Below are 22,949 nucleotides of genomic sequence, written 5' to 3'. Positions count from 1 at the left end.
CCAACTACGCTAGAAAGCCTTCGCGAAATACAAGGCTTTGGTGATAAAAAAGTGAAGGAATTTGGGACTGAAATACTTAAGTTGATTAATGCAAGTAAATAAATGTTATAAACTACTCATATGCGTTTTGAAAATATTGAAGCTTGTCTATTAGAAGTTGACGTTAAATCTATATTTACGTGAAATGGACATTTGACTCGTTTTTGAACAATATAATGAAAGCCAGTACAGAAGGGGGGAGGCAGAATGAAAAGATTTTTATTTATTTTCATTTCCACTATGGTTATTGGAATTGTTTTTTATCTAGGCATGGTTTATCAGGTGAAGTTAAGAGAGAAATCGGCAATCACATTTAATCTAATGCCATTTATACTATTTATAACTGTTTTTCCTGTTTTAATGGGGGGATTGCTACGAGTGCCTAAATTGATTTTAGAAGTTAAAGAAAAAAAGCAATGGACCTTCGATTGGATGAAGATCATACTAATTGGAATCCCAAGTCTTTATATTGCTATGATTCCACTCCTTGCGTATTCTTACGGAACCAATTTATTATTTTCAAAAGTGTTTTTACTGATAGGGGATACATTATTCTCCTCAATCGCAGGAATTATATTTGGTTATGTTTTGCTAGATAGCTTGAAAAGTAATACTACCTCAACTAAAGGGCACTTGAATTGAGCGAGGAACTGATATAGGTAGATACTTCTTTAGCAATGTAAATTCGCATTTTCTTGAGATGGCTAGTTAACTTGAGATAAAATAAAAGGCTTCTACTTCTCGAAGAAGCCTTTTTCCATTTTCACTGGGTTACACTTCTATACCAGCAATCCCAAATCCTCCGGGGCCAGAATGAGTTGAAATCATAGCACCAGCTTGAATCCAAGTACTATTTTCGAATCCCGTTTCATTTGCAATTTCATTGATCCGTTGCTTAATAGTTTCACTGAGTCCGATGGAGTATATAAAATAAATTTGTTGTCTATCAATGTTGTATTGATGTAAATAATCACGTAGTAATTTTTCAGCAACCGTGCTCATTTTTCCATGATATTTTTTAGTTGAAACAAGCTTTCCTTCTACTAATTCAATACAAGGTTTTATTTTCAACAAAGCACCTCCCAGATAAGCCATATTGCTAACTCGTCCACCTGCTCGTAAAAAATCTAAGCTACCCGGAAGGAAAGCAAGCCTTGTTTTAGGAACCTTTGATTCGATTTTTTCTAGGAAGTGAACAGGATCAATCCCAGGTTCTTTTTCTAGCAAAGTAACCGCATACATCACTACTGCAGTTAATCCGCCTGTAACGTTTAACGCATCAATTAGATAAATATCCTCTATCTCTTCCGTTGCAATTAACGCATTTTGAAAGGAAGCAGATGCCTTTGACGTATACCCAATATGAATAATAAAACTGTCAGGAAAATCCATTCTAATTTTCTTGAAAAACTCCTGATACTCATGGACATTCGTGGCAGACGTAGAGGGTATCTTTTTTGTGCGATCATAAAAATCATAAATTTCTTTTACGGATAGATGACCATCTAAATAATCCTGACCATCCATGATTACGTGCATCGGTATCACTTGAACATGATGTTTGTCCGCTAAATCTTTCGGCAAATCGGCTCCGCTCTCAGTCGATAAAATGATTCTTCTCACTATACATCTCCTCCAACTAACATTTTAGTAGTACTAGGTTTTTAAATTTACTCTAACTATACAGTAAAAATGCGGAAGATCTCTTTAATTCTAACTATTAGTTTCGTTTTTTTGTAAAGAAACAATTTACATAGTTTGTCTCGTGACGCTAGTATTATAATTTTACACAAAAACACACACAAACGATCGATCATCGTTTGTGTGTGTTTGTCAGTATATTGTTCTTAGCCTTTATATTTCAACGTCAAGCCCTTCAAAAAGTTCCGTGCATACCGATCCCCGCACTCTTTATAATTCCGATGTCCCACTTTTCTCAAAACAGCTCCAAGTTCTCCTTTAGAGATCGACACACCTGCTTCCTCCAATAAATCAAGCATATCTTCACTTGTGAGGGAAAGGGCGATCTTCACTTTTTTCAGAAGGAGATTGTTTGCGGATTCTTCCACTTCTACTTGCGGTTGGCTATCTGGTTTCTGTTCTTGTCTTCCTCTTTTGAAAACGATGAAGCCGTTCAAAAAAGCGTTTAACATCGGAAGAGTGCATTCTTTTTGTTCTTCTTCCTCTTTCTTCAGCATAGCTAGTACATCTGCAGTTGTGACTTCTATGCCGCCTAGTTTAAAAATCTCTACCATTTCGGCATTTTTGATATCCAATGCGTATCGCAATCGAATAAGTATATCGTTAGTTGTCATGAGTGATCCTCCTGTATTTGAAACGAAAGTATTTCCATGATAGCATATTTTCGGTTTGAGGAAGGAAACGAGATAGTTTTAAGCCGTGTCAGTTTCTCCAAGCTTCCTAATATGGGTTATCAGATTTCAAAGCTATTATTGAGCCTTATACAATCTTTCCATAATTCTTCTTTTTCGATAAAGCATTTTGCCTGCTTCCCCAATATCATTAACAGCAGAACGATTAGTGAACGCACCGAATACAAGGCCTGCAATCGGAATCATTTGAAACAACTTTTTCCAGCCGAATTGATCCCGATAGGAGAAAACGACTTCGCGCCAACCTTGCAGTTCAGAAAGGACTTCACGTGTTGTATCTTCTTCGGCATCAAATTGAGACAATTGCTTCAGAATGGCTTCTTTTCCAACGATATCGGCCGAAATAAATTGTAGACACTTCACTACAAATAAACGTTCTTTTTTGTCGTTAGGATCATAGCCATAACAAATCGCGATGTCTTGTAATGTTTTGATTTGCAAACTTAGCAACAACGGAATATCAAGTGTTAGTGTGAAAATGCCACCAATCCCCGTGCTCGCACCTTGTAAAGTCGCTAGTTTTCTTCGGTTACCTGTAATTTTTTCAACAGCGGCGTCCATTGTAGAAATAGGCAGTTTTTCTACATCTTCTAACGTACGTACTGCCAATTCGGGATAATAAGAAGGAATTTTAGAAACAGAACTTAAGTAAGCCCCTCCCGTTTGAATATATTGAACAAGTTCATCTAGAAGTAAACCAATTTTATTTTGAATAAAAGCTGGCGTCCATTTATCAATTATTTTAAACGGTAAGCGACCTATCTTTTCCCAAAACCATAAGCCGTTTTGCTTTTTTTCCCAATCCTCTACTTTAGCAAGCTCTTCCTCTAACCATTCTTGAGATTCATTCACGATAGGATTACCCACTTTCTTAGCATGATATTAATACGTGTTAGCACAAACTAAGTTTCAAATTATTCATGTGGACCTTGAGCTTAATTTTTAGCTTCAATTCCATTTTAGATTCTGATTGATTTGCTAGGTATGAAAAGTTAGGAAATAATTAATTTACTAACACTTATACGCGCCCTAAGTTTGAGTAGTTTAGGATCACAAATTATAGGTAAGCAAAGTTGTTGACTGTTTATCAGTTTATTTATAAACTGATAAACAAATGAAAGCAATGTACTCGAAGTAGTAGGGAGGTAAGTTGATGAATCATAAATCGAATCGCTTGGATTTAATGCTTTGGTTTCGTCTATCGCGCATTTACAATCAAAGTATTCGTTTGTCTAATCAACATTTGAAAGAGTGGGGATTGACCGCTGCTCAGTTTGATGTGCTCGTGCAAGTAGGAATAAATATAAAAATTTCACAGCAAGAATTAGGAGAAAAACTCTTTGTTACAAAAGGGAATATTACGCAACTGCTTCAAAAGATGGAGCGAATGAATTTGATCGAAAGAGAACAGGATTGGAAAACGAAATATATTTCCCTTACGCCAGAAGGTAGGGAATTGTATAGAGAGGTTGTTCCCGTTCAAGAAGAATTTCAAGGAGAGCAATTCAAAAGTCTGACTCCCGAAGAAAAGACACTTTTGAATCAATTATTAAAAAAGCTCAAATATGAGGAGGAATAATAATGGAAATTAAAGGACTGCATCACGTGTCTGCCATCACGGCAGATGCAAAAGAAAACTTGGACTTCTACACAAGGATTATGGGCTTACGTTTAGTGAAGAAATCCGTCAATCAAGATGCCCCATCGATGTATCACTTATTTTATGCGGATGAAAAAGGGAATCCCGGAACGGACCTGACTTTTTTTGAGATCCCAAGAGCTGGACAAACATACCGAGGAAATAATAGTATTTCAGTAACGTCTCTGCGGGTGTCAAACGATCAAGCGTTGCAGTATTGGAAGTCTCGTTTTGAAGAAATGGACGTACCGCATGAGGAAATCAAAGAGCAGGCCGGTAGATTGACCTTATCATTTACTGATTTTGAAGGACAGCGCCTTTTACTTGTATCAGATGAACAGAATACCGGTGTTGCAGGTGGCGTGCCGTGGGATAAAAGCCCAGTTCCAAGTGAGTATGGAATTGTAGGACTAGGTCCGTCACGTCTAACGATAGAAAATATTGACGCGACTGCCTCTTTATTGACCACTATCTTTGGATTTAGGGAAAAGGGTCGATATGCCTCTGCTACTGAAGGGCAGCCAGATATCGTTGTGTTCGAAACGGGTCAAGGTGGCACAGGAGCAGAAATTCACCTAGAGCATCGAATGGATCTTCCACCAGAACGACCAGGTAGAGGGAGCGTACATCATATTGCGTTACGTGTAGACAACCAGGAAGAATTAATTGCCTGGGTCGATAAGCTGAATGAACACGGTATTCCGAACTCTGGTTTTGTTGATCGCTTTTATTTCCGATCAGTGTACGTAAAAGATCCGAATGGAATTACCATTGAACTGGCGACAGATGGACCAGGATTCGATACAGATGAAGAATTAGAACATTTAGGTGAAAGTTTAGCCTTACCGCCATTTCTGGAGAAACATCGTAAAGAAATTGAACAACGTTTACAACCACTATAAAGGTAGAGGAGCATTGAAATGGAGCATATATTTTATCCCACTGAGAATGCAGAAGGGACGTTGATTGCTCTGCACGGTACAGGGGGGAATGAACATAGTTTACTCCCCATTGTGAAAGAGTTATCTTCTAAGATGAACTACCTCGGTATTCGCGGGAATATTGAGGAAAATGGAATGCCCAGATTCTTTCGGAGAATAGCTGAAGGTGTTTTCGATATGGAGGATTTGCGATTTCGTACGGAAGAATTAGCAGAGTTTATAAAATCGGCAGCGAATAAGTATGATTTTTCATTGGACACAACGTATGTAGTAGGGTATTCGAATGGAGCAAACATCGCGGCGAACTTGATGCTGAGCGTACAGGATATTGCAAAAGGTGCGATATTGTTGCACCCAATGGTTCCATCGAGAGAACGCACGAACGTCTCCTTGCATGGGAAACAGATATTTATCTCGGCAGGAACGAATGATCCATTAGTTTCAAACCAAGAGGTGGAAGAGCTTTATGGGATGTTAGTAGAAAAAGGTGCTTTGACTACACTACAATGGGAAGTGAACGGTCATAGTATTTCGCTTTCTGAAATTGAAGCTGCGAGAGATTGGTTATTGACGATTTGATTTATGAGTTTGTGCAAGAAACAACTGACTTTTCAGGTTTGTTTCTTGCGCATTTCATGTATCCATAGTTCAATAAAAGTTAGGGAAGTAAGGTGGGAGCTATTCATTCAGAATCTACAAACTTTTTTAGAAAGAAATTTTGAAGGAATCAAGTTAGAGTCGGCTTTATTCTATTCTTGGAAAAATGGTATACGATTTGAAATTTCTCATCCATCTGTTTTTCACGATGATCCTGACTTTATGATACAAGCTTTTGACCGAGCTATTACGTTATTCGACGCAGTATTTACTGAAGAGGATGACATGTTACTTGTAACGGATGTTCACACGACTTCTTGTCATGATTTTCTCAAAAAAAGTCCATTGAACGTCTATCTGAAATACGTAAAGCAAAAGAAACTGTTGTATAAATTGCATTATGACAATATGCTTAATCCTTATTCTGAAGAGGATGAAAAGTTAGTCACACATCGATTTGTGCTTTCCTGTAAAACTACAGACATCCGACATCGCCAATTACTACAAGCCATCTGTTATGAAGATTTCGCCCATCCAACAAGCATTTTAAAAAATCATCAGGAAAGTGGATATGATATTTATTTCATTAATCTATCGAGGAACATCATGTACCACCTCTATGATGACCGAGTGTGTGATATTCTGGCAGCTACTAAAGAAACGATTCGTTTTCTGTATGAGAAGTATAATGATTGGATTCTAGAATATGATCGCAATAAAATTGATTTAACATTTCAGTGAGACAGTAGAAATTTTACTCGCACTTCCCAGAAAGCGTCCGATCAGACCGTGAATCGGCATAGTAGTAGCTTGTTAAAAATTAAGCCATTCAAGAAAAGAAAAGAGCCTTCTTCCTAAATTAATGTTATACTTAGCAAGTATATTTTATAGGCGAGTAGGTGAACGACGTGATCGAAGTAAAAGTATCTCCAGTGAGTGATGGAGAATTTAACAGAGGTGTATTCGCGACACGCGATATCAAAAAAGGCCAACTCTTACACGAGGCCCCGGTTATTTCTTATCCAAATGATCAGCATCAATACATCGAGAAAACGATACTCGCGGATTACGCTTTTGAATACGGAGCGAATCATACAGCGATACTTCTCGGTTATGGAATGCTATTTAATCATTCGTATGAACCAAATGCTACGTATGACATTAACTTTGATAAGCATACATTCGATTTCTTTGCATATACAGATATCAGAGCAGGTGACGAAATCCTTATCAATTACAATGGTGATGTTGAAGACCAAGAACAACTATGGTTTAATGAAGATTATGATGGAACAGCGAATGATTAATAACAGGACTTCGATTCATCATACGAGTCGAAGTCATTCTCATCCAACCTATTATGATGTCTCAGTAGCTCAGCTGGATAGAGCAACGCCCTCCTAAGGCGTAGGTCGTGGGTTCGACTCCCTCCTGGGACGCTCCTTAAAAAGTATAGAAAATAAAACGCAAGTATGAAGAGACCACGTGTTAAGTAAATCTTATTCTTCCTCTCCCCAGTCCGCTGTTAGACAATGATGGCGTTATGATTGACTTCTTAGCTGATAGAACTTATAGTGAGTTTACAAAATAATATATTCAACTTCCGTTAAGGGGAGTAGCTAATACAGTAAAAGTCGTCAATACAGGATGTAGATCCTCGGCTTTATTGGCAACAACCGTTGTTTGCGAGACCTTACCATTTATTTGGTGAGGTCTTTTTTATTAGGGACATGATGACCGAATAGTGGTGATCATGTTCCTTTTTTATCTTGAAAAATTGATGGAGGGAAATCCCTTGAGTAATTATCAAAATCTAGCAAAAACCGTAATGATCGACAAGAAAAATCGTCTCATTCACAGCGATGAATCCCTGCTGCATATTGGGACTGGCAGAAGTGCATTTGTATTCAGAATTAGTTCCTCCGATAAAGCAATTAAAGTGTTTTTTCCTGAATATACGCATCTTGCGGAAGAAGAAGCGGAAATTTATAGCGCTCTTCAAACTGTCAATTACTTTCCGCGTATTTATGATGCGGGACCAAATTATCTAATCATTGATTATATTGAAGGTTCCACGCTTTTTGACTGTGTAACAAATGGAAAGCGTATTACCAAAGAACATATTAACGAAATTGATAACGCCTTATTATTGGCTGCAGATGTAGGATTAAATCCATCTGATATCCACTTACGCAATATCTTTGTCACTTCTCGTGGCGAAATCAAGCTAATTGATGTGGCACGTTATCGCCAAATCAAAGATTGTACGCAATGGGAGGATTTGAAAAAAGCTTATTATCAATTTTACGATAAATATTTCTTTGTTAAAAAGATTCCTGCATTTGTATTAAATTTCGTGGCGTCCCTATATAAAAGAAGACTTATCCCTTACTATTGAAAGTAAGCACAAACATAGCATTCCAAACCACTTTAAACAAAGAGGTTTGGAGTGCTGTTTTATTTTCTTCGAAGTGTTGCTCATACTGTAAATACCTAACTGTAATTAAGTACACTGGTAAGTATTTCGTTAACGAGAATTGACGAAAGACTGATAGAAAATTTAGCATGAAAATTAAAAACAATAATAATTTATTGTTATTCGATAAATAATGTAGTAGAATACATTAAAATAATAAGTGAGGTGCAATATATGAAACAAGTTACAACGCTCTTTTTAAAGTTAGCAGTTATTTTTATTGGAATTCCAGTGGTTGCTTTATGTATATTTTTCGTTCCTGAATTAGCTAACGTTGCAGCAGAAATAGATATGAATCACTCCTATATTAAATACCTTGTTTATATTGTGTTTTATACTGCGACGATACCTTTTTACTTTGCTCTATATCAGGCTATAAAAATTTTAAGCTATATCGATAAGAATAAGGCCTTTTCTGAGTTATCCGTAATGGCTTTGAAGAAAATCAAGTATTGTGCCATCTCCATCAGTTGCTTGCATCTATTAATATTGCCGCTATTTTATCTATATGCAGATAAAGATGATGCTCCAGGTGTCATCTTTGTCGGATTGGTCGTTCCTTTTGCTTCCATGGTAATTGCAGTATTTGCTGCTGTTCTTCAAAAACTTTTAGAAGAAGCGATCGAAATAAAAACAGAAAACGAATTAACTGTGTGAGGTGAAAACGATGGCAATTGTTATTAATATTGATGTGATGCTGGCGAAAAGGAAAATGAGTGTTACGGAACTTTCAGAGAAGGTAGGAATTACGATGGCTAACATCTCTATATTGAAAAATGGCAAGGCCAAAGCGATTCGATTATCTACGCTTGAAGGGATTTGTAAGGCACTGGACTGCCAGCCTGGAGATATTTTAGAATATCGAAGTGATGAGGACCATGAAGATGAATAACGTAATGAAACAGATATTCCCAAATGAGTTCTTGAAGATGGGACGGATGAAGGGAGCGACAAAACAATTTGTTCGGTTTGGCTGGGAGCAGGCATTGTCCTGTTTGTTTCCAGTCGTTATTTTCGGTTCATTGGCTCTAACCCAAGTACTCCATCTACCATTTCTCCCACGGTATGATTGGCTTCTGATTCTATTTGTTCTCATGCAATGGTGGATGGTTCGGTCTGGACTTGAAACGCGAGATGAACTAAAAGTGATTACACTGTTCCACTTGATTGGATTAGCTCTTGAGATTTTCAAGGTGAATATGGGATCCTGGTCATATCCTGAGGAAGGCTATTTCAAAGTACTAGGGGTTCCATTGTATAGCGGGTTTATGTACGCAAGTGTTGCGAGTTATCTATGCCAGGCGTGGCGGAGATTAGATGTAGAGTTGGTGAAGTGGCCGCCTTTTCTAATAGTTGTGCCCCTTGCAGCCGCAATCTATTTAAACTTTTTCACACATCATGTTTGGATAGATGTGCGTTGGTGGTTATCAGGACTTGTCATTATCGTCTTTTGGCGATCTTGGGTCACTTATGCTGTGAATGGGACTCGTTATAGAATGCCGTTATCGTTTTCATTTGTCCTCATCGGATTTTTTATTTGGATTGCCGAAAATATTGCTACGTTCTTTGGCGCTTGGCAGTATCCAAATCAAAACGAAACATGGAGTATCGTTGGACTGGGTAAGCTAAGTTCTTGGTTACTATTGGTGATTGTTAGCTTTCTTATTGTAGCGACATTAAAACAAGTGAAGTCTAAAATTCCATTCGATAAATAATTTACAAACTGGGAACAAATAGAGGTCTAAGTGTTATAGTCGGCATAGGATATAGATTTATTTTTCTGGTACGCTATCAGGTATTAATAAAAAAGATGGGAATGAGATACATGGAAGATATGATTACCGAATGTAGAGAATTAATCGTGAGTATATACGGGAAATTTGATGCAAGCCATGATGTGGACCATATTGATCGCGTGATGAAAAATGCAGAAAAGATTTTGCAGACGGAACCAACTGCCGATGAGCTAGTTGTTCGATTAGCTGTACTTTTACATGACGTGGAGGATAAAAAATATGAATCTCTTCATGAGATTACAGTAGATGAGTTACTGGAGAAAATGGGCGCTTCCAAACACCTATCTTGTAAAGTGAAATCCGCGATAGAAAGCGTGTCCTTTAATGGAGGACATTCAAAAGAGCTACGATCTATTGAGGGGGCGATTGTGAGAGATGCAGATCGACTGGACGCAATTGGGGCGATTGGCATTGCACGAACATTTGCATTTGGGGGAGCTAGAGGGAGAAAGTTATACAATCAAAATGAAGAAGCTCGGATGAGCATGTCAGAATCGGAATACCGTTCAAAAGATACGGCATCGGTGACGCATTTTTATGAGAAATTATTATTGTTGAAAGATTTAATGGTGACGGAAGAAGGGCAAAGAATTGCACAAGAACGACATGAATTTATGCTGCGATTTTTAGAGCAATTGAAAAAAGAGATACAGTGATTCGTGTAGTCCTAAATTAGTTTGCCTATTCTGAACATTGTTTGCTAGAATTGTAGTTACATACTTAAGAAATAGGTGAATTCATGGACAAGAATAATAAATTATTCATCATCACATTAATTGCGATTGCGTTATTTACACTAGGTGGCTTTGCAGTACAAAAAGGTTTTATTTCTTTTTAAAATTTGGCTAGATAATAAATTGTTCAAGATCGTAAAAACTTTTTCACTCATGGCTTTTCCTGCACTCATCTAAAAAGAATTTGCATATAGTAGATAAGGATTACTAACAGAGTTCAGGGGGAGTATGGGAGGGGACGGATTGAGCGTTTGGGGATTTCGTAAAACAAACAATCAAAAGAAGTGGTTGGATAGACTACCAGAAATGCGTGTACATCTAGCAGTTCATGATAAAGAACTTTCGAAGATGATAGATATGATGAATTTAAGTGAACAAGATCTAAAATTAATTAAAGCGATGCAGCCAATTATTGTGAAGCATATCGATCAGTTGGTGGAGACATTTTATCATACAGTCTTGAAAGTGACAGAGTTAAGAGAGATTATAGAGCGCCACAGTTCCATTGAACGACTTCGAATGACGCTGAAAAAACATATCATCGAGTTATTTGCTGGAAGGATTGATCAAGAATTTATAGATAAGCGAGTCCGTATTGCAAAGATTCATTATGCAATCGGTTTAGAACCCGCTTGGTATATGGGAGCATTTCAAAATCTTCAAAACACCTTACTCATCATCATATTTAATGAGGTAGAGGACAAAGAGGAAATTAAGACGGTGCTTTTACCTGTTAATAAGATCATCAGTTTTGAGCAACAGTTAGTGTTGGAAGCGTATGATCAAGAAACGAATCATAAGTTACAAGAGCAGTTTGAAAATGGCAAAAACGATCTGCGAAATACGATGATCGAAGTGAGTGAAGAATTGGTTTCGCTTGCTGAGCAAACTCAGGTATCTGCTGAGATGTTGGATGTAACGATCGCGAAAGTTGGACAGACTACGAAAGACAACAAAGAACAAGCCCGCAAAGCGAGACAGTATGTGGATGAGGGACGACAAATGTTACATGAGCTCTCAAAAAAAATTAACGTAATCGATATACACACACACAGTATGGTCGATAGTATTCAGAAATTAGGTGACTCTTCTGATAAGATTGCCGGTGTTATCGGCATGGTGCGGAAAATTGCCGATCAAACGAATTTACTAGCTCTAAACTCCGCAATCGAAGCGTCAAGGGCAGGCCAACACGGAAAAGGATTTGCTGTCGTCTCACAAGAAGTACGCAAACTCGCTGAACAAACAAAAATATCAGTTGCTGATATTAATCGCTTGATCCAAACGTCTAATCATCATAAAGAACAAGTCATTGATCATTTGCGTCAGGTAAAAACAGCTGTTTCTGAAGGGACAACTGTCTCAGATCAAACCAATTCTTCCTTCCGTCAAATTGTTCAGTCTATTGAGAAGAGCGGCGAGATGGTTATGCATGTACAGCAACAAATGGAAGATGTTATAAATGCTATTTTTGAAATCAAAGACGCCACGGCAGAAGTGGCGAGTTCTGCAGAGAGTCTGAATAATGTAGCGATGTTAAGTTAGATTTCTACTGCAGTTCACTATAATACTAGAACGTTTTAACACTGTATTCTATTTATAAAATTATTAACTAAAGAGCTGAGAGCTTAATGCTTTCAGCTCTTTAGTATATTCATTTCGCTCAATAAATAATCGATTTGTGCCTGCAGGTGGTTATAATTAGGATCCTTTGACTCGTCTAACTCTTCTAACGCAAGATACGCGGAGAGGGTTGAAATTGCTTGACCAAATAACGTGATGCCTTCCCCAAGTAATGCCAATTTCGCTATTTGCTTTTCAGTATTTTGATTGCTTTGATTCATATCCTTCCCCATATTAAGACCTCCTGTAGCGTTTATTCTATTCTATGATGACTACCCATTTCTGGTTCAAAATGCATGAATAGGCTTAACTTTTGCATAGAATTAGTAGCAATAGTAAAGGAGAGTGGTGAAATTGTATAATGCATCATACGGTACACATGAAAGTCGGACGATTACAGTATGGGGTGAAGGGGCGGTTAAAGCGTCTCCCGATACAGTCCATATTGTCATGTCGGTGAATTCAAGAGGAATGGAGTTAAATGAAATTCAGCAAGAAAATGCGAAACGTATGAATAACGTAATTAACTCACTGATCGCTTTAGGCATCCCGAAATCTTCTATTCAAACTATCGATTACCAGATTCGTCCAGTCTATGACTATGTGAATGGAGAGCAAATTTTTAAGGGTTATGAAGTAGTTAATACGATTCGTATTACAATCAATGATGTTTCGAAAACGGGCGAGTTGGTCGATACAGCTGTGACAAGTGGTGTAAATCAAATTGGTTCGATTCAATTTACGATACAAGACCAAGATGAATATTACCAAAAAGCCCTTACGCTCGCATTGCAAGATGCAGAAACGAAAATGGTGACAATTGGTTCTTCACTAAAGTTACCAAATCGGCCGATCCCATTAAAAATCGAAGAACAACATGTCTCACAACCTGTTGCCTTTCGTGTGACTACTATGGCAGAAGCGGGAGTCACGCCAATTGAGTCAGGAACTATTACAATTAGCGCCAACCTAAAAGTCAAATACCAGATGGTCTAACAACTGAATAGAAATTGAAGTGGCAAGCTATCTAGCAGTCTGCTACGATGATGAAAAGGTGTTCGAAAGAGGTGTCACGTATGTCCATACACTTCATTATTAATGAAAAAGCAGGAGATGGCAAAGGGGTGAAAGTGTGGAGTGACTTGCAGGCTGCCGAAAGTTATCCACATAACCTCACTCGATTTCGGTGCCATGCAACGGAACTGGCGCGACAAATAGCAGTCGATAGAGAAGAATCATTATTAATTGTAATAATTGGGGGGATGGCACAGTACATGAAGTATTGAATGGAATTGTTGGTTTTGAACACGTTACGATAGGCGTGGTGAAGGCCGGCTCAGGCAATGAGTTCACCAGAGAGTTCAAAGCGTTTACCGATTTGGCAGAAATCGAGTCGTACGCAGCGAGGGTTCCATTGTTACGGAGGGCAATTGATCTAGGTTCGGTCCAGCTGACTAATGAAATTAGCAGCTTTTTCGCTAGTAATTGTGGCTTCGGATTGGATGCTGAAATTTCATTGGCTGTCAGTTGGTCGCGCGTGAAAAAAATTTTAATAAATGGAAAAAAAGGTAATTTAGTTTATGGCATAACTATTGTGCATTCCATTTCGTTGCTGAAATTTATGACTGTATTCAATGGATCGCATACACGGTTTAAAGGTGTGTCTACATACAGAAGCGAGAAGTTTCTCATTTCTACGGATCAAGAAGGGGGATGCCATATGGATGGAGAATGTATTGGAACGACACGGGTTGGCCAGCCAGTGGTTTGTGAGGGGGATTCTCGGAAGTGGAATGTAGTGGGATTGGAGTGACTGAATTTAATATACTCATTTAAAAAATCACTTGCAAACCAGTGTTGGTAAGCTTTTTATATGGAAAATTTCAGGCGTTCATCTATCTGATAAGCCCTCAACAGCCCTAACTGGAATCCCATTCTAACCTTATGCTATAGTAATACGGAAAAGGCAGGTGAATGGATTGCAGAAACGACGTAAACAAGTGATTCAAAAAGGAAATGTGATTGTCTTTCCTGGAACAATGGAACGGTTGCGTAGAGAAGGTAAGGAAGCAATGGAGCGGGACCTTCATGAGGACGCCATCTACTGCTTTGAGACACTACTAGAATTACATCCCGAAGAGTCATCTGTCTATGATCAACTAGCCATTTCTTTGTATGAAACAAAAGATTTTGAACGCGCCAAAGAATATGCACTTTTAGCCATGCAACACCAAACCGGTGATTACATAGAATTATTGGAGTTGTATCTATCGATCTCCATCCAGCTTCAGCAATATGAAGAAGTGGAAATGACGATTCAAGGTTTGTTGGAAAAAGGTTTAATTCCCCAAGATAGCTTACAAAAGTTTCAGTATTTGCGGGAGTTGAATAATCGTTTAGCTGATCGCTATCTAGATGAGTCTGAGTTAGAAGAGCCAACCATTACGTTAGAAGATTTTCTACACATGACGGCTATGGGGCAACAGGATTTTCTTTTGTCGCTCCAAAATCAGCAGCTGAAACCTTTTGTTTCTTTATTAGTAGATATTGTGCAATACGAAGATACCTTACCACTTGTGAAGACGTATGCGCTTTTTCTGTTGCAGCAAAGTGGGGTAGAGAAAACCGTCTATATAAAAAAGTATCATTTTGAAACAGAAACCAATCCTTCTAGACTTGTTTCACCAGAAGTGGATCCGTTTGTTAATGAAGTACAGTTTTTGGCAAAATCATATTTTGAAAAAGATCCTACAGCCAGTGAAGTGGCAAATAATCTAATATCAAAATACAGTGTGATCCTATATCCTTTTCATTGGGGTCCTTATTCAGCTGAAGAAGTGGCGGAGGGTTATATTAGCTATACGAATCAATTGATCTATGGTAAAAAAACCGAAGAAACATCACTGATTCATTTCATCCGCTCAGTCGACGAGGAAATGGATAGTTGAAGAGGAAAATTTGTTGAAAGATGATAAGACTATGTTATACTAAAATGGTTGTCAACTGCTTATCTGTTTTCAGTTCAGTTCTTACTTCTTACACGGTGGGAAAAATTATTAGCTGAATTCCGATAAAGCCTTCGAAGGGTGTAGCAAGCTATTCCTATTAGAATTGGAAAAGTATGTACGCAATGGCGCGAAGGTATAATTGATTAAAATAATAGAAATAAAGTTGTGTAAATGATTTGGAGGTCAGACATATGACAGTTAAATGGGAAAAATTAGAAGGTAGTGAAGGGAAACTGACGTTTGAAGTTTCTGTAGAGCGTTTTAATGAAGGAATGGACCAAGCGTTCAAAAAAGTTGTAAAGAAAGTACAGGCACCAGGTTTCCGTAAAGGGAAAATGCCTCGTAAAATGTTCAATCAAATGTATGGCGAAGAAGCGCTATATAATGATGCAATCGATATCGTATTGCCTGAAGCTTATGCGAAAGCAGTAGAAGAAGCTGACGTAGAACCGATCGCAGCTCCTGAAATCGATATTGAGAAGCTTGAAAAAGGGGAGCCAGTTGTATTCACTGCTGTCATCGCTTTGAAACCAGAAGTGAAATTGGGAGATTACAAAGGTCTTGAAGTAACTCGTCAATCTACTGAGGTGACGGATGAGGAAGTTGATGCTCAACTAGAATCACGCCGTGAAGCACTTGCAGAAATGGTTGTAAAAGAAGATGGAGCTGTTGAAAACGGCGACACAGTTACAATTGATTTCGAAGGCTTTGCTAATGGTGAAGCATTTGAAGGTGGGAAATCAGAGAACTATGATCTTGAAATCGGATCTGGCTCTTTCATCCCTGGCTTTGAAGAACAAGTGGTAGGCATGAAAGCAGGAGAAGAGAAAGACGTTGAAATCACTTTCCCTGAAGAGTATCACGCAGCAGAGCTAGCTGGTCAGCCAGCTACTTTCAAAGTCAAAGTTCATGAAATTAAGTCAAAAGAAGTTCCTGAACTTGACGATGAAATGGCAAAAGAAATCGATGAGACGGTTTCTTCTGTAGAAGAATTACGCACGAAGCTTAAAGAAGAAGCTGAAGAAGTGAAAAAGAACGATGCAGAAACAGCACTTCGTGACGACTTAGTAGAACAAGCTGCAAGCAATGCTGAAATGGAAATTCCTGAAGCGATGATCGAATCTGAGACGAACCGTATGCTACAAGATTTCGAACAACGTCTTCAAATGCAGGGTATGAATCTAGACCTTTACTTCCAATTCTCTGGACAAGATGAAGCCGCTCTTCGCGACCAAATGAAAGACGATGCATTAAGCCGTGTACGTGTTTCGTTGACGCTTGAAGCAATTGGTGCAGCAGAAAACGTGGAAGTAACAGAAGAAGAAATCAATGCAGAGCTTGAAAAAATGTCAGAGCAGTTCGGTATGGATGTAGAACAAATCAAGACGACTCTTGGTGGAACATCTGTACTTGAAAATGATCTTCGTTTTAACAAAACGGTTCAATTGCTAGTAGACAGTGCAAAAGTTGTAGACTAATTAGTCGATGTAACTAAAAACAAGGTACGGTTTTACCGTACCTTGTTTTTAATAAATAAAAGTTATTGTGCATAGTCTCCGTAAATCTTCATAAGCTACCGGAGAACCGTATACATATTTGTTATGTAGTTCTAAATAGTTGATTAAGTCAGGCTAATCTTGTAGTATATTCACTTGAATAGGGGTGAGCATAATGTTCAAATTTAATGATGAAAACGATAACCTGAGCTGTTCTTTTTGTGGTAAATCACAAGATCAAGTCCGCAAATTAGTGGCAGGTCAAGGTGTTTATATTTGTGATGAATGCGTTGAACTTTGTGCGGAAATCGTGGAAGAGGAAGTTGGTCTTGAAGAAGATTTCGAGCTGAAAGACGTCCCAAAACCAAGAGAAATCCAGAGCATTCTCGATGAATATATCATCGGGCAAGATCGCGCAAAAAAATCACTCGCTGTAGCAGTTTATAATCACTACAAACGTATAAATTCTGGAAGTAAAATTGATGATGTTGAACTAGCGAAATCAAATATTGTCCTGATTGGACCAACTGGTAGCGGTAAAACCTTACTGGCGCAAACGTTGGCTCGGATCTTGGACGTTCCATTTGCGATTGCAGATGCGACTTCATTAACAGAAGCGGGCTATGTTGGTGAAGACGTAGAAAATATCCTATTGAAATTAATTCAAGCTGCTGACTTCGATATTGAAAAAGCAGAAAAAGGGATTATTTATATTGATGAAATTGATAAAGTTGCTCGTAAGTCTGAAAATGCTTCGATTACCCGTGATGTATCGGGCGAAGGTGTTCAACAAGCACTGTTGAAGATTCTGGAAGGTACTGTCGCAAGCGTGCCACCTCAGGGCGGACGCAAACATCCACACCAAGAATTCTTACAAATTGATACAACGAATATTCTCTTCGTCGTTGGTGGTGCATTTGATGGCATCGAAGATATTGTCAAACGACGTATCGGACGTAAAGTCATTGGGTTTGGTTCGAACCCAAACAAAGAAATTAGTGAAGATGAAAGCCTATTGTCTAGATTGATTCCTGAAGACTTGCAGCAATTCGGCTTGATTCCAGAGTTCATCGGTCGATTGCCAGTCATCGCTACGTTGGACGCATTAGATGTTGATACACTTTATCAAATCTTAACCGTTCCGAAAAATGCGATTGTAAAGCAGTACCAAAAAATGGTGGAACTTGATGATGTAGAACTTCGTTTTGAAGAAGATGCATTGCTTGAAATCGCCAATGAAGCGATCGCTCGTAAAACAGGTGCTCGTGGCTTACGATCAATTATTGAAAATATCATGCTAGATGTGATGTACGAGCTACCGTCACTTGAAGAAGTGAAGGAATGCCTCATTACGAAGGATGCTGTTTTAGGTAACGCATCACCAATTTTATATAAAGCTGATGGGTCCGTATTTGATTTAGATCAAGAAAAAAATACGGCATAACGCCGAAATGGCAAAAAGCCGGCTCCACCGTTGCGTATATATCGCTCGGTAGTCGGCTTTTTCTTACATATGATTTTTTAATACATACATACACACACATAATTCTATGGAGGTGGCTTTCAATGCCGATTATTCAAAAAAAGAACATCCCTTTATTGCCACTTCGCGGAGTGATCGTTTATCCAACGATGCTTTTACATATCGATGTAGGCAGAGAGCGTTCAGTTTTTGCGATTGAACACGCTTTAGCCAATGATCATCAAGTTTTTCTAGCTACTCAGATAGATTTGGGGTTAGAAAATCCAGAAAAGGAAGATCTTTATCGGTTAGGCACACTTGCTAATATTAAGTCTATGACACAACTCCCGAACGGTACGTACCGTGTTTTGATTGAAGGCCTCCAACGTGCACAGTGGTCATCTTACCAAGAAGCAGATTTGTATCCGGTTGTGAACGTACAGAGTTATGAAGAAGATAACGAAAAAGATCCAGAAACAGAAGCTCTTATGCGTACGCTTATCGCACAATTTAAGCGGTATGCAGAGAACAGTAAGCGGATTTCTGAAGAAACGGTGGAAACGGTGGAGGGCATTCAAGAAGCTGGCCGTTTAGCAGATATGATTGCTTCCAACCTGCCATTAAAATTAAGTGCAAAGCAAGAAGTTTTAGAAATGACGGATGTTCAAAATCGTCTAGAGTGGCTGATTAGCCGCATGTACAATGAGCAAGAAGTTATGGAATTGGAACGGAAAATAAATGAGCGGGTAAAAGAAGCGATGGAGCGCACGCAAAAAGAGTTTTATTTGCGTGAACAGCTAAAGGCGATTCAAACGGAACTTGGTGATAAAGACGGTAAAGGACTAGAAGTAGCAGAGCTTAGACAGAAAATCGAAACATCCCATATGCCAGACGGTGTAAAGACAACAGCTGAACGTGAACTGGAACGTTTTGAGCGAATTCCTTCTATTTCAGCAGAAAGTGGGGTTATTCGGAATTATATTGAGTGGTTAGTTGATTTACCGTGGTCTCATGCAACGGTGGACCAGTTAGATTTGAAGAGGTCTGAAGCTATTCTGGACCGTGATCATGAAGGTTTAGAAAAAGTGAAGGAACGTATCTTGGAGTTTTTGGCTGTGCGTCAAATGACGAATTCTTTGCGTGGTCCCATTTTGTGTATTGATGGACCTCCTGGAGTTGGGAAAACATCATTGGCCCGTTCGATTGCTGAATCTCTCGGTCGAAAGTTCGTCCGTTTATCACTTGGCGGTGTTCGTGATGAGTCGGAAATCCGCGGTCATCGTAGGACATATGTTGGAGCTATGCCCGGTAGAATTATACAGAGTATGCGGAAGGCAGGTACGATCAATCCGGTATTCTTACTAGATGAAATCGATAAAATGTCTAACGACTTTCGTGGAGACCCTTCTTCCGCCATGCTTGAAGTGCTCGATCCTGAACAGAACAGTACGTTTAGCGATCATTATATTGAAGAGCCGTATGATTTATCGAATGTCTTATTCATAGCGACTTCTAATGATTTAAGTGCGATTCCGGGTCCGTTACGCGATCGTATGGAAGTGATTTCGATTCCTGGCTATACAGAACAGGAAAAACAGTCGATTGCAAAGCATCATTTAATTCCGAAACAACTGAAAGAACATGGCCTAACAAAATCTCAAGTTCGTTTTCAGGATCAAGCCATTTTGGAACTTGTGCGCTATTATACGCGTGAAGCAGGTGTTCGTTCATTAGAGCGTGAAGTCGCGAGTATTTGTAGAAAAGCGGCACGCCAAATTATTGCGGGAGACAAGAAAAGCCTGACGGTCAGCCCGAAAACATTACAAGCGTTGCTTGGAAAAAAACGTTTTCGATTCGGACAAGCTGAAACAGTCAATCAAGTGGGAATGGCAACGGGACTTGCCTATACAGCAGTGGGTGGAGATACACTACAAATCGAAGTTTCATTATCACCCGGAAAAGGTAAGCTACTGTTAACTGGAAAACTAGGAGATGTCATGAAAGAATCTGCGCAAACGGCGTTATCCTATGTACGTTCCAAAGCAGTGGATTTTGTGATTGATCCAGAGTTCCATGAGAAATGGGATATTCATATTCATGTCCCAGAAGGAGCGACGCCAAAAGATGGTCCTTCAGCCGGCATAACGATCGTGACTGCTTTAGTCTCTGCCTTAACGGAACGTCCAGTGCGTCGTGAAGTTGGAATGACGGGAGAAGTAACGTTACGTGGGCGCGTGTTGCCGATTGGCGGGCTAAAGGAAAAAACATTGAGCGCTCATCGTGCAGGTTTGCGAACAATTATACTCCCGAAAGAAAATGAACGTGATATTGATGATATACCAGAAAGTGTACGTAAAGAATTAACATTTAAACTCGTGTCGGATGCTCATGAAGTACTCGATATCGCTTTGGAGGAAAAGAAATGAAAGTCCATAATGTCGAAATGATCATGAGTGCGGTTAAACCAGAACAATACCCAACGGAAGGCTATCCTGAATTTGCGTTAGCGGGCCGTTCAAATGTGGGAAAATCTTCGTTTATCAATAAGATGATTGGTCGCAAAAGCTTGGCGCGCACTTCATCCAAGCCTGGAAAAACCCAAACATTGAATTTCTATAAAATTGAAGAGAAATTATTTTTTGTTGATGTACCCGGTTATGGTTATGCAAAAGTTTCGAAAACAGAAAAAGAAAAATGGGGCGGTATGATTGAACAATACATTACATCACGTGAAGAATTGCGCGCTGTAGTGCAGATTGTCGACTTACGTCATCCGCCATCCGTAGACGACTGTATGATGTACGATTTCCTTGCGAGTTATAATATCCCGACAATTGTAGTCGCGACGAAAGCAGATAAAATTCCCAAAGGTAAATGGGAGAAACATAAAAAAATCGTCCGGACTACGTTGAATATGGAGAAGCATCATCCGTTATTGCTGTTCTCATCTGAAAAGGGAATGGGTGTCGAAGAAGCGTGGCGTGAAATTGAAAGTCGGATGTAAAACGTTGTGAATTTTGTTGAATTTAGTTGAACATCACTAATTATTAGTGACAAACGATGTTCACAATTCATATTCCGACAAGATCACTATGTATGATATAATGAGGGTACGAAAAGATTTTGAAAGGTGTGAGCACCTAATGCATACAGTTGTCGTCGGTGTCAATCACCGGACTGCCCCTGTCGAAATTAGGGAAAAATTATCATTCGTCGAAGCAGAACTACCACAAGCGATGCAAACGTTGCAACAGCAAAAAAGTATCTTGGAAAATATTGTTATTTCTACTTGTAACCGTACAGAAATCTATGCGGTCGTTGATCAGCTTCATACAGGACGATATTATATAAAACGTTTTCTCTCTGATTGGTTTGCGATTCCAATGGAGGAATTCTCAAGCCATTTAATCATTCATGAAGAGGATGGCGCGGTGGAACACTTATTGCGTGTTGCTGCTGGAATCGATTCCATGGTATTAGGTGAAACGCAGATTTTAGGACAAGTCCGAAGCAGCTTTCTAACTGCACAGGAAATCGGTACTACAGGTACGATTTTCAACGAATTATTCAAACAAGCTATTACTACAGCCAAAAAAGCACACTCTGAAACAGCGATCGGTGAAAATGCGGTGTCGGTTTCTTATGCTGCGGTGGAACTTGGAAAGAAAATTTTTGGTTCACTAAAACATAAGCATATCGCCATTCTAGGTGCGGGGAAAATGGGCGAGTTGGCAGTTAAGAACTTGCAGGGTAGCGGCGTTGGCAAGATCACAGTGATCAATCGAACATTTTCTAAAGCAGAACTATTGGCGGCGAAGTTTGATGGGGAAGCTAAATCTATGCAAGAACTGCAATGTTTATTGCTGGAAGCTGATATTCTGATTAGCTCTACTGGTTCAACAGACTATGTCATCGATTTTGAGTTGATGCAGTTCGTGGAGAAATTACGTAAAGGTAAACCATTATTTTTGGTAGACATCGCAGTTCCGCGGGATCTAGATCCAAAAATCGGTGACTTGGCCAATATGTTCCTTTACGATATTGACGATTTGCAAGGAATTGTAGAAGCGAATCTTGCAGAGCGTAAACGTGCGGCAGATGAAATCGGTCTGATGATTGAACATGAAGTTGTGATGTTCAAAGAATGGCTATCCACTCTTGGGGTCGTTCCCATGATTTCTGCACTTCGTAAGAAAGCAAGCCGTATCCAAAGTGAAACGATGTTAAGTATTGAAAACAAAATGCCCGATTTAACAGAACGGGAAAAGAAAATATTGAATAAGCATACGAAATCGATCATTAACCAATTGCTAAAAGAACCGATCTTACAAGCAAAAGAACTGGCTACGGATAAAAAAGCAGCTGAACAACTTGCTTTGTTTGAACAGATCTTTGGAATTTCCGAAGATGTTGTGAAAGAAAAAGAACAGCTAGCCATTCAAGCCAAAGAACGCTTACAAAAACGAGCGGACGAAAAAACAAACGCGATCGACTCAACTGAATTAAATTATTTGTACTAATCAACTGGTGGTTCTGTATCTTGCTCTTTCACAAGAACGATACAGACCCCTTTTTTGTATGTCGATCTGCTTTTCGTTTTTATGATCTAAAAAAATTTAGTGTATAGATGTAGCAAATGAAATGGAAAGTGTCCTCCTGCAATGTAAATCCCCATTTTACTAGTTGTATGGATTTTATCTTTTTACTTTGCACGGATGCAATCATTTGCAGAAACGCTCTTTCAT

26 protein-coding genes and 1 tRNA gene are annotated in these 22,949 nt (G+C 39.0%); 23 read left to right on the top strand and 4 right to left on the bottom strand.

Annotated features, from left to right (window positions below):
• Positions 1-102, top strand: a 102-nt coding sequence (locus GD002_RS18185) for an HRDC domain-containing protein (protein ID WP_153732723.1), incomplete at its 5' end; no start/stop codon positions are given.
• A 144-nt stretch (positions 103-246) separates the two neighbouring features.
• The gene (locus GD002_RS12655; protein WP_153732722.1) at positions 247-681 is read left to right on the top strand and encodes a hypothetical protein; all 435 of its coding nucleotides are present in this window, start codon (positions 247-249) and stop codon (positions 679-681) included.
• Between the two features lie 129 nt (positions 682-810).
• Here the strand turns inward: GD002_RS12655 and GD002_RS12650 are convergent, their stop codons facing one another.
• The 3 genes from GD002_RS12650 to GD002_RS12640 form a co-directional block, all read right to left on the bottom strand.
• Positions 811-1,662: a DegV family protein gene (locus GD002_RS12650; RefSeq protein ID WP_153732721.1), complete on the bottom strand. Its 852-nt coding sequence runs from the start codon at positions 1,660-1,662 to the stop codon at positions 811-813.
• A gap of 224 nt (positions 1,663-1,886) precedes the next feature.
• A complete protein-coding gene (locus GD002_RS12645; RefSeq protein ID WP_153732720.1) occupies positions 1,887-2,354 on the bottom strand; it encodes a YehS family protein in 468 nt (155 codons plus the stop codon).
• 135 nt (positions 2,355-2,489) lie between these two features.
• The gene (locus GD002_RS12640) at positions 2,490-3,284 is read right to left on the bottom strand and encodes an EcsC family protein (protein ID WP_153732719.1); all 795 of its coding nucleotides are present in this window, start codon (positions 3,282-3,284) and stop codon (positions 2,490-2,492) included.
• Between the two features lie 301 nt (positions 3,285-3,585).
• Between GD002_RS12640 and GD002_RS12635 the strand changes: the two genes are divergently transcribed.
• The 12 genes from GD002_RS12635 to GD002_RS12580 all read left to right on the top strand — a co-directional run bounded on the left by GD002_RS12635 (position 3,586) and on the right by GD002_RS12580 (position 12,160).
• Positions 3,586-4,011 carry a MarR family winged helix-turn-helix transcriptional regulator gene (locus tag GD002_RS12635; RefSeq protein ID WP_153732718.1) on the top strand — a complete coding sequence of 142 codons (426 nt, stop codon included), beginning with the start codon at positions 3,586-3,588 and terminating at the stop codon, positions 4,009-4,011.
• A 2-nt stretch (positions 4,012-4,013) separates the two neighbouring features.
• Positions 4,014-4,973: a ring-cleaving dioxygenase gene (locus tag GD002_RS12630; RefSeq protein ID WP_153732717.1), complete on the top strand. Its 960-nt coding sequence runs from the start codon at positions 4,014-4,016 to the stop codon at positions 4,971-4,973.
• 18 nt (positions 4,974-4,991) lie between these two features.
• Positions 4,992-5,591 carry an alpha/beta hydrolase gene (locus GD002_RS12625; RefSeq protein ID WP_153732716.1) on the top strand — a complete coding sequence of 200 codons (600 nt, stop codon included), beginning with the start codon at positions 4,992-4,994 and terminating at the stop codon, positions 5,589-5,591.
• A gap of 3 nt (positions 5,592-5,594) precedes the next feature.
• Positions 5,595-6,350 carry a DUF3885 domain-containing protein gene (locus tag GD002_RS12620; RefSeq protein WP_153732715.1) on the top strand — a complete coding sequence of 252 codons (756 nt, stop codon included), beginning with the start codon at positions 5,595-5,597 and terminating at the stop codon, positions 6,348-6,350.
• A gap of 167 nt (positions 6,351-6,517) precedes the next feature.
• Complete coding sequence (locus tag GD002_RS12615; RefSeq protein ID WP_153732714.1) at positions 6,518-6,916, top strand: SET domain-containing protein; 399 nt, start codon at positions 6,518-6,520, stop codon at positions 6,914-6,916.
• Positions 6,917-6,974: 58 nt separating this feature from the next.
• Positions 6,975-7,048, top strand: a tRNA-Arg gene (locus tag GD002_RS12610).
• A gap of 356 nt (positions 7,049-7,404) precedes the next feature.
• The gene (locus GD002_RS12605; RefSeq protein WP_194841593.1) at positions 7,405-8,007 is read left to right on the top strand and encodes a protein kinase family protein; all 603 of its coding nucleotides are present in this window, start codon (positions 7,405-7,407) and stop codon (positions 8,005-8,007) included.
• A 252-nt stretch (positions 8,008-8,259) separates the two neighbouring features.
• Positions 8,260-8,742, top strand: coding sequence for a DUF2975 domain-containing protein (locus GD002_RS12600; protein WP_153732713.1), 483 nt, complete (start codon positions 8,260-8,262; stop codon positions 8,740-8,742).
• Between the two features lie 10 nt (positions 8,743-8,752).
• Positions 8,753-8,977, top strand: a complete 225-nt coding sequence (locus GD002_RS12595) for a helix-turn-helix domain-containing protein (RefSeq protein ID WP_153732712.1) — start codon at positions 8,753-8,755, stop codon at positions 8,975-8,977.
• Between the two features lie 46 nt (positions 8,978-9,023).
• Positions 9,024-9,800, top strand: coding sequence for a DUF817 domain-containing protein (locus GD002_RS12590; RefSeq protein WP_153732725.1), 777 nt, complete (start codon positions 9,024-9,026; stop codon positions 9,798-9,800).
• 110 nt (positions 9,801-9,910) lie between these two features.
• Positions 9,911-10,537 (top strand): HD domain-containing protein, encoded by a 627-nt coding sequence (locus GD002_RS12585; protein WP_153732711.1) that lies wholly within the window; start codon positions 9,911-9,913, stop codon positions 10,535-10,537.
• Positions 10,538-10,858: 321 nt separating this feature from the next.
• The gene (locus tag GD002_RS12580) at positions 10,859-12,160 is read left to right on the top strand and encodes a globin-coupled sensor protein (RefSeq protein ID WP_194841592.1); all 1,302 of its coding nucleotides are present in this window, start codon (positions 10,859-10,861) and stop codon (positions 12,158-12,160) included.
• Between the two features lie 92 nt (positions 12,161-12,252).
• Here GD002_RS12580 and GD002_RS12575 read toward each other — a convergent pair whose 3' ends face one another.
• The gene (locus tag GD002_RS12575; RefSeq protein ID WP_153732709.1) at positions 12,253-12,471 is read right to left on the bottom strand and encodes a hypothetical protein; all 219 of its coding nucleotides are present in this window, start codon (positions 12,469-12,471) and stop codon (positions 12,253-12,255) included.
• Positions 12,472-12,592: 121 nt separating this feature from the next.
• Between GD002_RS12575 and GD002_RS12570 the strand changes: the two genes are divergently transcribed.
• The 9 genes from GD002_RS12570 to hemA all read left to right on the top strand — a co-directional run bounded on the left by GD002_RS12570 (position 12,593) and on the right by hemA (position 22,724).
• Positions 12,593-13,234 carry an SIMPL domain-containing protein gene (locus tag GD002_RS12570; protein ID WP_194841591.1) on the top strand — a complete coding sequence of 214 codons (642 nt, stop codon included), beginning with the start codon at positions 12,593-12,595 and terminating at the stop codon, positions 13,232-13,234.
• 80 nt (positions 13,235-13,314) lie between these two features.
• A complete protein-coding gene (locus GD002_RS12565; RefSeq protein WP_153732707.1) occupies positions 13,315-13,524 on the top strand; it encodes a diacylglycerol kinase family protein in 210 nt (69 codons plus the stop codon).
• Complete coding sequence (locus GD002_RS12560; protein WP_194841590.1) at positions 13,521-14,051, top strand: diacylglycerol kinase family protein; 531 nt, start codon at positions 13,521-13,523, stop codon at positions 14,049-14,051. The genes GD002_RS12565 and GD002_RS12560 overlap by 4 nt, the downstream gene beginning before the upstream one ends.
• A 166-nt stretch (positions 14,052-14,217) precedes the next feature.
• Positions 14,218-15,186 (top strand): DUF3196 family protein, encoded by a 969-nt coding sequence (locus GD002_RS12555; protein ID WP_153732705.1) that lies wholly within the window; start codon positions 14,218-14,220, stop codon positions 15,184-15,186.
• A 251-nt stretch (positions 15,187-15,437) separates the two neighbouring features.
• Positions 15,438-16,724: a trigger factor gene (gene tig / locus GD002_RS12550; protein ID WP_153732704.1), complete on the top strand. Its 1,287-nt coding sequence runs from the start codon at positions 15,438-15,440 to the stop codon at positions 16,722-16,724.
• A gap of 193 nt (positions 16,725-16,917) precedes the next feature.
• The gene (gene clpX / locus GD002_RS12545; RefSeq protein ID WP_153732703.1) at positions 16,918-18,186 is read left to right on the top strand and encodes an ATP-dependent protease ATP-binding subunit ClpX; all 1,269 of its coding nucleotides are present in this window, start codon (positions 16,918-16,920) and stop codon (positions 18,184-18,186) included.
• 122 nt (positions 18,187-18,308) lie between these two features.
• Positions 18,309-20,630: an endopeptidase La gene (gene lon, locus GD002_RS12540; protein ID WP_153732702.1), complete on the top strand. Its 2,322-nt coding sequence runs from the start codon at positions 18,309-18,311 to the stop codon at positions 20,628-20,630.
• Positions 20,627-21,208: a ribosome biogenesis GTP-binding protein YihA/YsxC gene (gene yihA / locus GD002_RS12535; RefSeq protein WP_153732701.1), complete on the top strand. Its 582-nt coding sequence runs from the start codon at positions 20,627-20,629 to the stop codon at positions 21,206-21,208. Before lon ends, yihA begins: the two co-directional genes overlap by 4 nt.
• 139 nt (positions 21,209-21,347) lie before the next feature.
• Positions 21,348-22,724, top strand: coding sequence for a glutamyl-tRNA reductase (gene hemA / locus GD002_RS12530; protein ID WP_153732700.1), 1,377 nt, complete (start codon positions 21,348-21,350; stop codon positions 22,722-22,724).
• Positions 22,725-22,949 lie beyond the last annotated feature (225 nt).

It is taken from the genome of Sporosarcina obsidiansis (genome assembly GCF_009651005.1).
Taxonomy (GTDB): domain Bacteria; phylum Bacillota; class Bacilli; order Bacillales_A; family Planococcaceae; genus Sporosarcina; species Sporosarcina obsidiansis.
This window is presented reverse-complemented; position numbering and strand designations above follow the sequence as displayed.

Bases quoted from the DNA above. Each gene is read 5' to 3' on its own strand.
- GD002_RS12575 (WP_153732709.1), bottom strand. From the start codon at position 12,471: ATGGGGAAGGATATGAATCAAAGCAATCAAAATACTGAAAAGCAAATA.
- GD002_RS12645 (WP_153732720.1), bottom strand. From the start codon at position 2,354: ATGACAACTAACGATATACTTATTCGATTGCGATACGCATTGGATATC.
- GD002_RS12600 (WP_153732713.1), top strand. From the start codon at position 8,260: ATGAAACAAGTTACAACGCTCTTTTTAAAGTTAGCAGTTATTTTTATT.
- GD002_RS12565 (WP_153732707.1), top strand. From the start codon at position 13,315: ATGTCCATACACTTCATTATTAATGAAAAAGCAGGAGATGGCAAAGGG.
- GD002_RS12625 (WP_153732716.1), top strand. From the start codon at position 4,992: ATGGAGCATATATTTTATCCCACTGAGAATGCAGAAGGGACGTTGATT.
- clpX (WP_153732703.1), top strand. From the start codon at position 16,918: ATGTTCAAATTTAATGATGAAAACGATAACCTGAGCTGTTCTTTTTGT.
- GD002_RS12635 (WP_153732718.1), top strand. From the start codon at position 3,586: ATGAATCATAAATCGAATCGCTTGGATTTAATGCTTTGGTTTCGTCTA.
- GD002_RS12620 (WP_153732715.1), top strand. From the start codon at position 5,595: ATGAGTTTGTGCAAGAAACAACTGACTTTTCAGGTTTGTTTCTTGCGC.
- GD002_RS12595 (WP_153732712.1), top strand. From the start codon at position 8,753: ATGGCAATTGTTATTAATATTGATGTGATGCTGGCGAAAAGGAAAATG.
- tig (WP_153732704.1), top strand. From the start codon at position 15,438: ATGACAGTTAAATGGGAAAAATTAGAAGGTAGTGAAGGGAAACTGACG.
- hemA (WP_153732700.1), top strand. From the start codon at position 21,348: ATGCATACAGTTGTCGTCGGTGTCAATCACCGGACTGCCCCTGTCGAA.
- GD002_RS12655 (WP_153732722.1), top strand. From the start codon at position 247: ATGAAAAGATTTTTATTTATTTTCATTTCCACTATGGTTATTGGAATT.
- GD002_RS12585 (WP_153732711.1), top strand. From the start codon at position 9,911: ATGGAAGATATGATTACCGAATGTAGAGAATTAATCGTGAGTATATAC.
- GD002_RS12630 (WP_153732717.1), top strand. From the start codon at position 4,014: ATGGAAATTAAAGGACTGCATCACGTGTCTGCCATCACGGCAGATGCA.
- GD002_RS12590 (WP_153732725.1), top strand. From the start codon at position 9,024: ATGAAGGGAGCGACAAAACAATTTGTTCGGTTTGGCTGGGAGCAGGCA.
- yihA (WP_153732701.1), top strand. From the start codon at position 20,627: ATGAAAGTCCATAATGTCGAAATGATCATGAGTGCGGTTAAACCAGAA.
- lon (WP_153732702.1), top strand. From the start codon at position 18,309: ATGCCGATTATTCAAAAAAAGAACATCCCTTTATTGCCACTTCGCGGA.